Source organism: Flavobacterium sp. J27 (assembly GCF_004303025.1).
Classification (GTDB): domain Bacteria; phylum Bacteroidota; class Bacteroidia; order Flavobacteriales; family Flavobacteriaceae; genus Flavobacterium.
Map to the genome: position 1 here is coordinate 272239 of NZ_PJQW01000006.1, position 16227 is coordinate 288465.

Annotated in this window: 8 protein-coding genes; all 8 read left to right on the forward strand. The window is 32.3% G+C overall.

Annotation, left to right across the window (positions count from 1 at the left end):
- Positions 1–61 precede the first annotated feature (61 nt).
- The 8 genes from CX675_RS10650 to CX675_RS20145 all read left to right on the forward strand — a co-directional run bounded on the left by CX675_RS10650 (position 62) and on the right by CX675_RS20145 (position 16177).
- A complete protein-coding gene (locus tag CX675_RS10650; RefSeq protein WP_130735214.1) occupies positions 62–3115 on the forward strand; it encodes a TonB-dependent receptor in 3054 nt (1017 codons plus the stop codon).
- Between the two features lie 10 nt (positions 3116–3125).
- Positions 3126–4601, forward strand: coding sequence for a RagB/SusD family nutrient uptake outer membrane protein (locus tag CX675_RS10655; RefSeq protein WP_130735215.1), 1476 nt, complete (start codon positions 3126–3128; stop codon positions 4599–4601).
- 11 nt (positions 4602–4612) lie between these two features.
- The gene (locus tag CX675_RS10660) at positions 4613–6166 is read left to right on the forward strand and encodes a hypothetical protein (protein WP_130735216.1); all 1554 of its coding nucleotides are present in this window, start codon (positions 4613–4615) and stop codon (positions 6164–6166) included.
- Positions 6167–6178: 12 nt separating this feature from the next.
- Positions 6179–7828, forward strand: a complete 1650-nt coding sequence (locus tag CX675_RS10665; protein WP_130735217.1) for a family 16 glycosylhydrolase — start codon at positions 6179–6181, stop codon at positions 7826–7828.
- A 100-nt stretch (positions 7829–7928) separates the two neighbouring features.
- Entirely contained in the window at positions 7929–10235 is a 2307-nt protein-coding gene (gene bglX, locus CX675_RS10670; RefSeq protein ID WP_130735218.1) for a beta-glucosidase BglX, read from the forward strand.
- Positions 10236–10242: 7 nt separating this feature from the next.
- Positions 10243–11001 (forward strand): family 16 glycosylhydrolase, encoded by a 759-nt coding sequence (locus CX675_RS10675; RefSeq protein ID WP_130735219.1) that lies wholly within the window; start codon positions 10243–10245, stop codon positions 10999–11001.
- Positions 11002–11197: 196 nt separating this feature from the next.
- Positions 11198–13396: a beta-1,3-glucanase family protein gene (locus tag CX675_RS10680; protein WP_130735220.1), complete on the forward strand. Its 2199-nt coding sequence runs from the start codon at positions 11198–11200 to the stop codon at positions 13394–13396.
- A gap of 384 nt (positions 13397–13780) precedes the next feature.
- Complete coding sequence (locus CX675_RS20145; RefSeq protein WP_240723625.1) at positions 13781–16177, forward strand: carbohydrate-binding protein; 2397 nt, start codon at positions 13781–13783, stop codon at positions 16175–16177.
- Positions 16178–16227: the final 50 nt, after the last annotated feature.

Below are 16227 nucleotides of genomic sequence, written 5' to 3' on the forward strand. Positions count from 1 at the left end.
TATTTTAAATTTATTATTAATTCATTCTTTTAATTTTAGCTTTTATAAACCGAAACAAATTATGAGATCAAATTTTTTACTAATTACATTTCTGTTATTAACATCTTTTGGGTTTAGTCAAACTGTAGATGTTTCTGGAACTGTTTTTGATTTGGGTACAGGAGAGCCTATACCTAGTGTTAACATCTTTGCTAAAGACTATAAGATTGGTACTTCTACTGATTTTGATGGTAATTTTACATTATCAAATGTCCCAGTAGGTGTTACCTTACTATTTAGTTATGTAGGTTATTCAGATTTTGAATATAAAGTAACTAAAGCTGAAGTTATAAAAATTAATATGACTCAGGACTTAAAAGCATTAGAAGAAATAATTGTTGTAGGTTATGGAACTAAAGCGAAAAAAGATGTTACTGGATCGGTTGCTGTTGTTGATAGTAAAGTAATTGAAGATCTTCGACCTATTAAAGCGGAATCGGCTTTACAAGGAACAGTAGCAGGTGTTTATGTTTCTTCTGGTTCTGGTGCTCCTGGTGCAGGTATAAATATTAGAATTAGAGGTATTTCTTCAAATGGAGATAATGGACCATTAGTACTTATAGATGGTTATGAAGGTAACATGGATTTGTTAAATCCTTCAGATATTGAATCTTATACTGTATTAAAAGACGCGCAAGCTTCTGTTTATGGTGCTAAAGGAGCAAATGGAGTTATCTTAATTACTACTAAACAAGGTAAAAAGAATTCTAAAACAAAGATTTCTATCAATTCTTATACAGGATTTCAAGAAACCACTAAAAAATTAAATGTTTTAAATGCTACTGAATATGCGTTGCTTTTAAATGAAAGTTATGCAAATGCTGGTTTAACATTGCCTTATCCTAATGTTAGTGGGTTTGGTGTAGGTACTAACTGGCAAGATGAAGTATTTGATAGAGCTCCAATCACCAATAATGATATTTCTATTTCAGGAGGTTCTGAAAAAATTACCTATGCTTTTAGTGCTTCAAAAATTAATCAAGAAGGGATTGTTGGTTTAAATAAATCAGGATTTGATAGAGGTACTGTAAGAGTGGCTGTTGGAGTAGATTTATATGATAATTTAAAATTAAAAACCAACTTTATCTATACCGATTTTAATAGACAAGGCTTAAATGAAAACGGCTTAGGTTCTGTTTTATTTAATGCAATTAATGTACCTTCAGTATTTTCAGTATACGATGCTAGTGGTAACTATACTTTAGTACCAGCTACACCAGGTTATGGTTTAGAGGTAATTAATCCATTGGCACAAATTCAAAACACTTACAATAGCTATAATCAAGAACGTTTAAATGGATCTATAAGCTTAGAATATAAAGTATTTAGTGATTTAAAAATAACTTCACGTTATGGTTTTCAAAGAGGAAATAGTGTAGGGAAGACTTTTAATATGCTAGTTGACTATGGCGATGGTAAAGTTTTTAATAATGTAAGTCAGAGTAATGTAAATCAAAGTGCAGAAAAATTTAGTAATTTTACTTTTGATGTATTTGCTGAATATCAAAAAACACTTTTTACGGATCATAATTTTAAATTAACCTTAGGGGGTACATTACATGAAGCCAATGGAGAAGGTTTATTCGCTACTGGTTATGATGTGCCTAATAATTCTTGGGAGTATGCAGATATAGCTTTAGCTAATGGTTTACCGTTGGAGCCTGTAAAAACAAATAGTTCGTATAAAGCTACTCCATACAAAAGACCTTCATTGTTTGCTACTTTAGATTATAATTTCAGAGAAAAATATTTATTGTCGTTTATCTTTAGAAGAGATCAATCATCAAGGTTTGGACCAGAATATAGTGTGGCTTATTTCAAATCTATCTTGGGAGGATGGATTATATCTGAAGAAGATTTCTTTAATAAAGATGGAAAAATTAATTTCTTAAAACTAAGAGCTAGTTATGGAACATTAGGAAATGATGCAATTGGTAATGATGCATTTCGTTCCTTATTAAATGGTGAAGCGGAATACATTTTTGATGGAAGTTTAACTACTGGAGTTGCAGTAGGAGGGATTACAAATCCAAATGTTAAATGGGAAACTGATACTAAGTTAGATATTGGATTAGATGCTAAAATGTTTAACAATAAATTAGAAATAACAGCAGATTACTATAATAATACCAGAAAGGATTTATTGATTCCAAATACACCAGTTTCAGGAATTGGAGGTGGTTCAGCACCAGGTTCTGGAAATCCAACTATAAATGCTGGTACTGTTGAAAATAAAGGTTTTGAATTGGCTTTAAACTATAAAGACAATATTAAAGATTTTAACTATGCTGTTGGTTTTAATATTACTACAATCAACAATAAAGTTACAGAAGTTAATAATGGTTCTGGATTTCTTGAAAGAGGCGCTTTTGGTGTAGGACAGCCAGCACCAGCAAGAATGCAGGTAGGACAAACTATTGGAGCGTTTTATGGATATCAAACCGATGGGATTTTTCAAAACCAAGCAGAAGTAAATGCACACCCATCACAAGTAGCATTAGGTGCCGAAGCGGTTCCTGGGGATATACGTTATAAAGACATCAATGGTGATGGAGTAATTAATTTAGATGATAGAACTTTTATTGGTAAACCAGTTGCCGATTATACTTTAGGATTTAATTTGAATTTAAGCTACAAAAATTTTGATTTTGTAGGTTATTCTTATGCTTCTGTAGGAAATGATATGATTCGTAATTATGAAAGAACGGAAAATAAATTAAATAAATTGAATTATGTTTTAGATAGATGGACAGGTGAAGGAACTTCTAATGAAGTGCCAAGAGTGACAGCCGGAGCTTCTGCAAATAATGTTTTTTCAGATTATTTTGTGGAAGATGCTTCTTTCTTGAGAATTCAAAACATACAATTAGGATATTCTTTACCCTCAAGTTTTATTCAGCATTCTAAATTATCAAAAGTAAGATTATATGCTTCTATAAATAACGTTTATACTTTTACAAAATATAGAGGGTATGATCCTGCAGCGAATAGTGGAGATCCAATTGCTGGGGGAATTGATTATGGTTTTTATCCTACTCCAAGAACTTATATGTTAGGATTAAATGTTACTTTTTAAAAAAATGACTATGAAAAAATATACAGTAAAAATTGGAATTATTCTGACATTAATAGTGTCATTAATTTCAGCATGTTCGGACGAATTTGTAAATGAAGCACCACCTTATTCAATTGATTCGGAAAATTATTTCAATTCAAAAGACGACTATGAAAAAGCATTAATTGGTGCATATGATATATTACAATCGTCTTATGTAAATGTATTATTAGGAGAAATTGCTTCAGATAATACCCTTTCTGGAGGAGAAAGTGCAACGGATGTAATTGGTTTCCAACAAATAGATGAAATGATTCACACTCCAGTAAATTCAAATTTAAAGGATATTTGGAATTGGATGTTTGCGGGAGTTTACAGAGCTAGTTATATTCTAGAATTTAAAGATAAAACCGATTTTGACGGTAAAGAACAAATCATTGCAGAAGCAAGATTTTTAAAAGCATACTATAACTTTGAATTAGTGAAATGGTTTGGTCCAATTCCGATTAAGGAGGATCAAAGATTTAATGCAAGTGATGTGGAAGCACTTCCTCGTTCTCCAGTTTCAGAAGTATATGCGAATATTGAAAGTGATTTATTGTTTGCAATTGATAACTTAAATCCTGTAGCTTCTCAACAAGGAAGAGCGACAAAAGGAGCAGCTCAAGCACTTTTAGGAAAAGTATATCTATACCAAAACAAATTTGTAAATGCATCTACTATTTTAGAACAAGTTATTTTAGATGGAAACTATTCTCTAGTTACGGATTATTCAACTCTTTTTGAAAATAATGCAGAAAATGGACCAGAATCTGTTTTTGAAGTGCAATATTTTGATGGTCAAGGTGCAGGTTTTGGATGTTTACAATGCAGTGAAGGAAATGTTGCTGTTGGGTTTAATGGTATTAGAAATTATAACGGGCCATTATTTGACTCTGGTTATAGTTTTAATGTGCCTACAGCAGATGTTTATAATGCCTTTGAAGTAGGAGATAATAGAAGAGATATTGCCATTTTGAATATTGTAGATTGGGCGAACACAACTGGAGCTACTTACGGTGAAGGATATAAGCATACAGGTTATTTTAATCGTAAATATTTACCACGTCAAGGAGATTCTAATGTGGGTGATCAAAATTTAACGAACCCAAATAATTACAGAGCTATTCGTTATGCTGATGTTTTATTAATGGCAGCTGAAGCTTTTAATAGAGGAGGCATAGACGATACTAAAGCAAGACTGTATTTAAATATGGTAAGAAGAAGAGCTTTTGGCGATACAAATCATGATATTTCTGCTTCAGGTGCTGCATTAACTGATTTTATTTTGGAAGAAAGAAGATTAGAATTAGTTGGTGAAGGACATCGCTTCTTCGACTTAGTAAGAACGAATAGAGCAGTAGGAACTATTCCAGGATTTACAGCTAATAAAAATGAAGTTTTTCCTGTCCCTTTTGAAGAAATTCAATTTTCTAACGGAAACTGGCAACAAAATTCTAACTATTAAAATTGACTAACATGAATAAAATAAAAATAGTAATTGGTCTTTTGGTATTAGCACTTTTTATAGGTTGTGCTAACGATGATGATACACTAAATTTAGATAGTATCAGCGCACCTAAAAATATTGCTGCTTTAATGACTATCAAGCAAGATAATTCGGGTAAAGTAACTATTTTACCTACAGGACAAGGTGTTTCTCAATATGAGATTTATTTTGGAGATGGTACCGCTGACCCTGCTTATGTTAATCCTGGCGCTTCTGTACAGCATGTGTATGCAGAAGGAACTTATCAAGTTAGAATTGTAGGTGTAACATTAGATGGTAAAAGAACTGAAACAACACAAGAATTAACAGTTTCGTTCATCGCACCAGAAAATTTAGATGTTGTTATCGCTCATGTACCAGGTAATAATTTAGCAATTACTGTACAAGCTACAGCAGATTATGAAACCTTTTTTCAAGTTTATTTTGGAGAAGACCCAAATCAAGTACCTGTAGATTTTATGCAAGGTGAAACAGTAAATTTTAGTTATGCAACTGTAGGAACATACACTGTTAGAGTAGTTGCTTTAAGTGGTGGTGTTGCTACTACAGAATATACTGAAGATGTTACAATAACTAATCCAGTTTTATTACCAATAACGTTTGAGTCGGCTACTTTAAGTTATGATTTTGCAAGTTTTGGAGGAGCTAATACTGTTGTGGTTGCTAATCCTAGTGTAGATGCAAACAACGGTAGTGCTACTGTGGCTCGTTTAACTAAAAGTAATGGTTCTGAGGTTTGGGCTGGATCTTTAATCGAATTAGGAGAGCCTATCGATTTCTCAACTATGCAAAAGATTAAAATAAAATCTTGGGCACCACAAGCAGGTATTGTTGTTAAAATGAAATTAGAAAATCTTTTAGATTCAAATATTAATGTAGAAGTTGATGCCACAAATACAGTTGCTAATGCATGGGAAGAATTAGTTTTTGATTTTTCTGGAGTTAACAATGGAAATAATTACCAAAGAGTTGTAATATTCTATGATTTTGGAAACACAGGAACAGGAGCTGATTATTATTTTGATGATATCGAATTAACCTCTGGAGCACCATCAGTTGTATTACCATTGGATTTTGAATCGGCAACCTTAACGTATTCTTTTGATAATTTTGGTGGAGCAAATACGGTAGTCGATAATAATCCCGATGCTACAGGTATAAATGCCTCTTCAAAAGTAGGAAAACTTGTAAAAGCTAATGGAGCAGAAACATGGGCAGGTTCTTTTATAGAGTTAGGAAGTCCAATCAATTTTGCAACTATGCAAAAAATAAAAATGAAAGTTTGGTCACCACAAGCAGGTATTGTTGTTAAATTAAAACTAGAAAATTTAGCAAACGGTGCCACCATTAATACAGAATTAGATGCAACTACAACCCAATCTAATACATGGGAAGAACTTACTTATGATTTTACAGGTATCAATAATGCAAATAATTATCAAAGAGTTGTAGTGTTCTTCGATTTTGGAAATGCTGGTACTGGAGCTTCTTATTATTTTGATGATATACAATTATCCAACTAAAAAAGACTTAAAATGAACAAATTAAAAAATTATATTTTATTATCATTGACACTAATTTTAACTTTTAGTTGTCAAGAAGAAGATAAAAGTTTTGGAGACATAAATGCTCCAACAAATTTGGTAATTCAAGCTGAAATACAAGGGCAAGACTCATCTAATCCTTATGGTGATGGTTCAGGAATAGTTACTTTTACGGCTCATGCAAATAATGCTATTTCTTATAAATTTGTTTTTAGTGATGGAACTTCACAAAATGCACCAAACGGCACTTATAAAAAGCGTTTCACTCAAACAGGAATTAATGTATATAATGTAACTGTTGTAGCTTCTGGTAAAGGTGGAGTGGCAACAAATGGAACAATTAGTGTGGAAGTTAGAAGTGATTTTACAGATGATGAAGCCATCGACTTTTTAACTGGTGGAGCTAGTAAAAACTGGTATTGGTCAGCTTCTGAACCTGGTCACTTAGGAGTAGGACCAAATAGTACTGATGAAACTCAAAATTATTTTGGTTTTTGGTATCAAGCTGCCCCTTGGGAAAAAGCAGCTAGTCCAGATTCTAGTTGTTTATACGATAATGTGTTAACATTTACTAAAGATGGTGATGTATTAAAATATCAATTAGATAATGGAGGGAAGACATTTTTTAATACGGCTTTTGAAGGAGTTGTTGGAGGAAGTGCTGGTTCAGATATGTGTTATGATTATGATGCTTCAGGGGTAAAAATCGTTTCTTTAAGTCCTTCTGAATCAGTGGTGACAATGAATGCAAATGCCGCTACTCAAACAAGAGGTACTTTAATGAATTTTTCTGATAATGGATTTATGGGATATTACATTGGTCAAAGTACTTATGAAATTTTATCACTTACGGAAAATAGAATGGTTGTAAGAGCTATTATGGGGAACGATCCAGCATTAGCTTGGTATCACACTTTTACAACTACACAACCTGTACAAAATCCAGTGGTAGACTATACTAATTTAGTTTGGTTTGATGAATTTGATGTTGATGGAGCACCAGATCCAAATAAATGGGGATATGATTTAGGTGCTGGCGGCTGGGGAAATGCCGAGGCACAAACGTATACCAATAGTGCTACAAACTCAGTAGTATCTGGTGGAAATTTAGTAATTACTGCAATAAAATCGGGTTCTGACTATAATTCAGCACGATTAAAATCAGAAAATAAATTTGAATTTACTTATGGAAAAGTCGAAGTTCGTGCTAAACTTCCAGTTGGTGGCGGTACTTGGCCTGCTATCTGGATGCTAGGTGCAAATTACGATCAAGCTGGTTTCTCATGGCCTGCTTGTGGAGAAATTGATATTATGGAACATAAAGGTAATGTTCCTAATGTAATTCATGGAACGTTACATTATCCTGGTAATTCGGGTGGTAATGCAAATGGAAATACAACTACTATCACAAATGCTAGTTCTGAATTCCATATTTACAAAACGATTTGGAGTCCAACTTCAATTCAAATTTTTGTGGATGATGTATTATTTCATTCAGTGCCAAACTCAAATTCAGTACCATTCAATCATGACTTCTTCTTAATCTTAAATGTAGCTATGGGAGGAACATTTGGAGGAACCATAGATCCAGCATTTACGCAATCTTCTATGGAAGTGGATTATGTAAGAGTTTACCAATAATTTAAACTTTATAATAAAAAATATTTTATCATTTCAATCTTAAGAGAGTTTAGTATTATACTAGCTTTCTTAAGAATTGAAATATTATTACCTATTTCTAATGAAAATCAAACCTATTACATATAGTATTTTAATCGTTTCTTTTTTACTATTCGTTGGTTGTAATACTACCACTAATAAAACATCTTCATCCACTATTAAAGAAAGTGATTTAATTGATCAAAAAGTAGATTCTATTTTAAAATTAATGACTTTAGAAGAAAAAATTGGTCAAATGAATCAATATAATGGATTTTGGGAAATTACTGGTCCTGCTCCAAAAGATGGTCAGGCTGCTAAAAAGTATGAAGATTTAAAAAAAGGATTAGTAGGTTCTATGCTGAATGTGAAAGGAGCTAAAGATGTTTATACTTTACAAAAAATAGCTGTAGAGGAAACTAGATTAGGTATTCCTTTATTATTTGGTTTTGATGTTATTCATGGCTACAAAACCATCAGTCCTATTCCGCTAGCTGAAGCTGCCAGCTGGGATTTAGATGCTATTAAAAATTCGGCAGCTATTGCTGCTGAAGAAGCTGCAGCTGTAGGCATTAACTGGACTTTTGCACCAATGGTTGATATATCTAGAGATGCAAGATGGGGAAGAGTTATGGAAGGTGCTGGGGAAGATCCATTTTTAGGAAGTAAAATTGCTGAAGCTAGAATCAAAGGTTTTCAAGGAGAAGATTTATCTTCTAAAAAAACAGTTTTAGCTTGTGCAAAACATTTTGCAGGTTATGGTTTTGCTGAAGCAGGAAGAGATTATAATACAGTAGATGTAGGAGAGCAAACACTTCAAAACATCATTTTACCACCATTTAAAGCATCTGTTGACGCAGGAGTACGTACTTTCATGAATTCATTTAATGATTTAAATGGAATTCCTGCAACGGGTAATAAAATGTTGCAAAGAGATATTCTTAAAGGAGATTGGAACTTTAATGGTTTTATAGTTTCCGATTGGGGATCTATTAATGAAATGATTGCACATGGTTATGCTAAAGACAGCGAAAACGCTGCTGAAATAGCTGTGAATGCTGGTTCCGATATGGATATGGAATCCTATGCTTATGTTACTTACTTGAAAAAGTTAATTGATGAAGGAAAGGTAAAAGAAACTGATGTTGATGATGCAGCAAGAAGAATTTTAAGAACAAAATTTGAATTAGGGTTATTTGAAAACCCTTATAAATATTGTGATGAAGCGTATGAAAAAGCAACAGTTGGTAAAAAAGAATTCCACGAAGGCGTTTTAGATATCGCTAAAAAATCGATTGTTTTACTTAAAAATGATGATAATCTTTTACCATTGCAAAAATCAGGTAAAAAAATTGCATTAATTGGTGCTTTAGCTAACGATAAAACAAGTCCATTAGGGAGTTGGAGAATTGGAGCAGATGATGAAACTGCAGTATCAGTTTTAGAAGGAATGAATGCTTATGAGGGGAACCAACTTACCTACGCTAAAGGGGCTGATGTTGCTTTGGGTAGAACACAATTTATGTGGGAAACCAAAATTAACGAAACTGATACCTCAGAATTTTCTAAAGCAATTACTATTGCAAAAAATGCTGATGTGGTGGTAATGGTCTTGGGTGAACATGGTTTACAAACTGGTGAAGGAAGAAGTAGAGCAGATTTAGGATTGCCTGGTGTGCAACAACAATTGCTAGAAGCTATTTATAAAGTTAATAAAAATATTGTTTTAGTATTAAATAATGGAAGACCGTTAGCTATTCCTTGGGCTAAAGATAATGTTCCAGCAATCGTTGAAGCATGGCATTTAGGTACTCAATCTGGTAATGCAATAGCTCAAGTACTTTATGGTGATTATAATCCAAGCGGGAAATTACCAATGACTTTTCCAAGAAATGTAGGGCAAGTTCCATTATATTATAATTACAAAAATACAGGAAGACCTGTATTAAATGAACCAGAAAGTGTTTTTTGGTCACATTATATAGATGAAAAAAATACGCCTTTATATGCTTTTGGATATGGATTAAGCTATTCAAAATTTGAATATTCAAACTTAACATTAAGTAAAAAAACATTTCAACATGGAGAAAAAATTACCGTCTCTATAACTTTAAAAAATAATAGTAACACAAAAGGAAAAGAAGTGGTACAACTATATATTAGAGATTTAGTAGCTAGTTATACAAGACCAGTAAAAGAATTAAAAGATTTTAAAATGATAGAATTGAATCCTCAAGAGACGAAAAGAATATCTTTTGAAATTAATGAAGAACTTCTTTCTTTTTATACCAAAAATAAAAAATGGGAGACAGAACCTGGAGCGTTTAAAATTTTTATTGGGGGTAGTTCAGACAATACATTAGAAGATCAAATTCAATTTTTAAAGTAATATCATAATGAAAAAAATTTGTTTAATACTGTTCATTTTTAATATAGCTTTCGCTCAAAAACAATCTAGAAAATTAGTTTGGGAAGAAAATTTTAATGGGAAAGCTTTAGATACTACAGTTTGGAATTTTGAATTAGGAAATGGTTGCCCGAATATTTGCGGATGGGGAAATAATGAATCTCAAATTTACACTAAAGAGAATCATAAATTAGAGAAAGGATGTTTGGTAATTACTGCCAAATTCGATGGTAAAGTGTATACTTCTACCAGAATTACTACAAAAGATAAAAAAGAATTTCAATACGGTAGAATTGAAACAAAAGCGAAGTTACCTATCGGAACAGGTTTATGGCCAGCATTTTGGATGCTAGGTTCTAATATTTCGGAAGTGGGTTGGCCAAAAAGTGGTGAGATAGATATTTTAGAATATATCGGAAAAGAACCACATTATGTGTTTACTTCTCTTCACACACAAGATAGTCATGGAAATACAATTAATACAAAGAAAACAAAAATAGACAATATAGAAGAAGGATTTCACATTTATGCAATTGATTGGGATAAAGATAAAATTGCTTTTTATGTAGATGATACTTTGGTATATACATTTCAACCAGATGTGAAAGACGAAAACATTTGGCCTTTTAATCAACCCTTTTATTTCTTGATAAATATGGCAATTGGAGGAAATTTTGGCGGACCTGCAATTGATAATACAGTGTTTCCACAAGAATATCGTATTGATTATATTAAGGTATATCAATAAATTCGTGTGTGTTTGCTTAACCAATTATTTATAAAATAAATAGGCTGGATTTGGAGGATTTTGTAGAAGAATTATTGCTATTATTCTAAAGATAAGTCACGTTTCAATTTGAAACCTCTTAATAGAAAAATTCATTATTAATTAATAGAATTTATATGTAAACAAAACTATTTATAAACAGTTAACAAGCAAAAACATGAAAAAAACAAAACAAACTTATCTATTAAGTTGGAAACTTTTTTCCATCTTATTTATTACTACTTTAGGGTATAGCCAAGGTCCAATACCCTTCGAAATTAAAAACACATCAACTTTTAGTGATTCCGACTTGTATGTAGCCATTGTCGGAATTAATTACAACACAGGAGCTCATGTTTGGGTAGATGCTAAAACCAGTCAGGTTTACCCAATGAATTCTTCTTATAATACAGTTCAAGGTCCTACACCAGGAGGAAATCAAGGACCAGGAGGAAACGGAAAGTATGCTAATTGTTTTACTAAATTAAGCGAAATACCTAATAAAACATTTACTCTACCTCTTATAGCAGGATGTAGAGTCTTTATTTCCAAAGGTTCCCAAATGTATCTCTATTTCTTTGGATCAACTGGTGCTCCATCAGGTTATGCTGGTCACAATCCATTAAATCCTACCGATCCTAATAATGGCATTTTATACGAAATGATTGAATTAACAAATAACCAATATGGCTTCTTTGGTAATCCAACACGTGTTGATTCATACAAATACCCAATGGGATTAGAATTGTATGGTAATGGCTACTATAAAAGAGTAGGTGAATTAAAAAAACATGACGAAATTGTTGCCGCATTTAAAGCAAATGTGCCTACTGAATTTCAAGGATGTGTCAATAATACAACTGGAGAGATTACTGCTCCTTCAAAAACGCCAGCTTTTGCTGATGGAACTGGTGGTACAACTCCTGGACCTTATGCAAATTATTTAAAATCTTATATTGATGCCATTTGGAATAAATATAAAACCCAAGATTTAATTTTTTATGCAGGACAAGCCGGTGTATTCAAAGGTAGAGTTATTGGTGAACAATTAGAAATGGTAGGGCAATCTGGAGCTTTTGTCGGAAGAACTGGAAGAGTACAAAATAGACCATCCACTCAGGAAGCTTTAGAAGGTAAAGGGGTTTTAGACAGAAGATTAGTTGATGGTGATTTGGATTTAGTAATTCAAGCCCAACTTACCGCTGCAATTAATAGACATGTTGTAGATGTAACAACTGCTAATCCTGGTCAACAAAATTGGCATAATATTCCTTCTTTTTATCAAGCTAACCCAATGAATCATTATTCTAAATTTTGGCATTTACCAGGTATCAGTGTAGATAACCTTTCTTATGGTTTTGCTTATGATGATGTAGCTGATCATTCGCCATCATTACATACTACTCAGCCCACTAAAGCTGTAGCAGTTTTTGGTGGTTTTGGATATGGTGTACCAAGTGTAGCTACGGTATATAAACATTGTAATTATGGTGGATATGCTATTGGATTAGATGTGGGTAACTATACTTTAGGACAATTACAAGCTAAAGGAGTTTTAGATAACGATATTTCTTCTTTAAAAGTTCAAAATGGATATGAAGTGGTATTATATGCTAATGATAATTTCTCAGGAACGTCTATTATTGTTGGTTCAGATGATACTTGTTTAGTAGATAATAACTTTAATGATGTAGCTACTTCTGTAAGAGTTAGAACAACCACAAACACTTCATCTGTATTTATTCAAGCTGAAGATTATTCCGCAATGAATGGTATTCAAACGGAACCGACTACAGATACTGGAGGAGGTTTAAATGTTGGTTATGCAGACACAGGAGACTGGATGGCATATAACAATGTGACTTTCCCAACTAATGGCTCATATTTAATAGAATATCGAGTGGCAAGTGCCGTGAATGGCGCTCAAATTTCTTCAGACCTGAACGCTGGTTCTATTGTATTAGGTACAATAAATATACCAAATACAGGAGGTTGGCAGAATTGGCAAACGGTATCTCAAACTGTAAATGTGAATGCTGGAACGTATAATTTTGGAATTTTTATTCAAAATTCTGGAGTTAATTTAAATTGGTTTAGAATAACTAAAGTAGGCAACGCTCTTAGAATGGCATCTACTTCTGATGAAAAAGAGGAAGTAGTAACTATGTATCCAAATCCTGCTGAAAATATTTTGCATTTTAGCACACCTTTAGATAAAGCAACCATTCAGGTGGCAGATTTTCAAAGAGGTATTTATTTAAAAGTACCTAAAGCTGATGCAAATAGTTTGGATATTTCAAATTTACAACCTGGTATTTATGCAGTTATTATTGAAAAAGACGGTGTAAAAACAGAAATGAAATTCATAAAAAAATAAGGTTGATAAGCGCTCAAATGATACTAAATGTAAGTTTGAGCGCTTTTATTAGGAATCATTTTTAAACGTATAATACTTTTGTTTGAAGAAGAAAAATGTTTTGAAAATGAATAGTTTAAGTCTTTTTTTTTGAGTAGCCTTAATTGAATATAAATAGCATTTTGTTGAATGAAAAATGCTGTTTGTTGAAAAGATTATGCTGTTCGTTTAATTTATTTTTTTCAAAATAATTGTTGCAATAAATTTATATAGATAATTGATTTTTTTTTTAAATCAAGAAAATATTTTTCAACTTTTTTAAATGTGTAACTATGTGTAAAAAATGATGCTTCTCTTAGAATAACTATCTAAAAAAACTTAACATAAACAAATAAACAAACAAACATGAAAAAAAGAATTTACTTTAGCTTTATAGCTTTGGTTACGTTTTGTAATTGGGCTATATCACAAACTTCATTAGGGAAAAATGAAACTTTTCTATCCCATGTAAAAAATAATTTAGCAACTAATGCTGCAAAAGGAAATGAAAAGGACATACTTTTAAAAATTGCGAACGATAAATCATTTAACGGGAAAATTAACTATCAAAAATCCAGTGCTTCTAGTGAATATATTATAGGAGAAATAATAAGTAATGGTGGCTCTTTTTATATCGATATTACTAAAAAAGAATTAGAAGGACATATTATTATTAAAGAAATTAATAAAGCCTATAAATACTATTCTGAAAATGGAAATGCTTTTGTAAAGGAAGTAGATATTAATAGTTTAATCTGTGTTAATTATCAAAATCTTCCAGATAGAGAACAACTCTCAAATAATTTTAATAAAGCTACAGAACCAGAACCTATAACTCAAGCACTTCTTAATTTACAAAGTTTACCTGGTGCTGCTGGTTGTGTATTATTAGATTTTGATGGATATTATATGCCTGCAGGTAATTTATGGAATAATGGAAACGCTATTAATGCCGCTCCTTCAGGAATGAGTGACGCTGCTGTTCAAGAACATTGGGAAGTAGTTTCTGAAGACTACAGACCTTTTAATTTAAATGTTACCACTAATGAATCTGTATTTAATTCATACCCTAGAAATAGAAGAATGCGTGTGGTCGTTACACCAACAAATACAGCTGCTCCAGGTGCTGGAGGTGTGGCTTATATTGGTTCTTTTAACTGGGATAACGATGTACCTTGTTGGGTATTTATTACCTCTGGAAAATCGGGTGGAGATGCTTCTTCTCATGAAATAGGTCATACTTTCGATTTAGGACACGACGGACGCACAAATCCACAAGAAGATTATTTTATTGGAATAAATGGTACTTCATGGGCACCAATTATGGGAGCTGGATATTATAGACCCGTTGTACAATGGAGTAAAGGACAGTATAATTATGCTAATAATTTACAAGATGATGTAGCTACAATTGCAGGTTCAAAATTTGGTGTTGGCTATAGAGGTGACGATTACAGTAACGGTATTTCCGGTGCTGCAGCATTAAGTTATAATTCAAACGGAAGCATCAATCAAAAAAATGGAATTATCTCTAGTGAAGCAGATTATGATTTTTTCACTTTTACTACAGGAGGAGGTAATGTTGTGATTAATGCCAATACAGTGAGTAGTAATGGAAATCTTCATTTAATAATAAGACTGTTTAATGCATCTGGAACTCAAATTGGAACGTATTGGAACTCAGATCCATTTGCTTTAAATGCTTCATTAAATGCAAATTTAGCGGCTGGTACCTATTATATTGGTGTTGATGGAACAGGCGCTGGTGATGCAGGTTATGGAGGGTATTCTGCTTACGGATCAATAGGAAGTTATACCATTACGGGAACAATCCCTCCAAATAATGGTGTAGCAACAGTTTATAAAGATTGTAATTACGGTGGTTATGCAGTAAGTTTAGCACCAGGTAATTATACTTTAAGTCAATTACAGGCTAAAGGAGTTGTAAATGATGATATTTCTTCTCTTAAAGTAAATAGTGGATATGAAATAGTGCTATATGTTGATGATAATTTTAATGGCTCTTCAATAGTTGTAGGAAGTAATGATGCTTGTTTAGTAGATAATAATTTTAATGATTTAGCATCGTCATTACGAGTGAGAGCAACAAGCAGTTCTTCTAGTGTTACAATTCAAGCCGAAAATTACTCGGCAATGAGTGGTATTCAAACCGAACCTACTACAGATGCTGGTGGTGGTTTAAATGTTGGTTATGCAGATACAGGTGATTGGATGGCTTATAATAGTATTAATTTTCCAACTTCTGGATCTTATTTAATTGAATATAGAGTAGCAAGTGCTGTTAATGGTGCAGTACTTTCTTCAGATTTAAATGCAGGAAGTATTATTTTAGGAAATGTAAATATACCAAATACAGGTGGATGGCAAAATTGGCAAACGGTTTCTCAAACTGTAAATGTAAATGCAGGAACCTATAATTTTGGTATCTATATTCAAAGTAGTGGTGTAAATTTAAATTGGTTTAAAATTACTAAAGTAGGTAATGCTGCAAGAGTTGAATCATCAGAAGAACCTAAAGAAATGTTTGTGATTTATCCAAATCCGGTAGAAAATACATTATTCTTTACTGCAGATGTACAAAATTCAAAAATAACATTAGTTGATGCGCAAACAGGAACTTTTATTCCTGTTAGAAAAGGTGATGGTAAAAGTATTGACGTTTCCAGCCTAAAACCAGGTATTTATTCCGTTTTAGTGGATAACAATGGTCAAATGGAGGAAAGACGTTTTATTAAAAAATAAATAAGATAAGAACCTCGATTTCTGGGGTTCTTATTTCTTAATCAATACAT